General features: G+C 31.0%; 1 protein-coding gene. It reads right to left on the bottom strand.

Annotation, left to right across the window (positions count from 1 at the left end; genetic code table 11):
* Positions 1-287, bottom strand: a 287-nt coding sequence (locus AACQ14_RS23975; protein ID WP_339366056.1) for a hypothetical protein, incomplete at both ends; no start/stop codon positions are given.

Below are 287 nucleotides of genomic sequence, written 5' to 3'. Positions count from 1 at the left end.
ACTAAAAACGCCAAGTGCTGTTAATGTTACAGATATACTATCTAAACATACTTCAAATGCACTTGATTGTTTTAATAGTGTTAATTGTATTTTTAATTCGTTATCAGCTGCTTTGGGTCCCTGATACTCAAAAGGAATATAAAAGCTTTTGTATGTACTAGTATCCTTAAATTCATTAGCTTTTACGTTCCTACTTCCAATAACTGAATATGACTCTCCGTTCTTCTTACTAACCTCAACTTTAATTACATCAGTATTTAGTGCCAATAAGTCACTAAATACTGATG

Origin of the sequence: Vallitalea maricola (genome assembly GCF_036985595.1) — a bacterium.
In the GTDB taxonomy this organism is placed as follows: domain Bacteria; phylum Bacillota; class Clostridia; order Lachnospirales; family Vallitaleaceae; genus Vallitalea; species Vallitalea maricola.
This window is presented reverse-complemented; position numbering and strand designations above follow the sequence as displayed.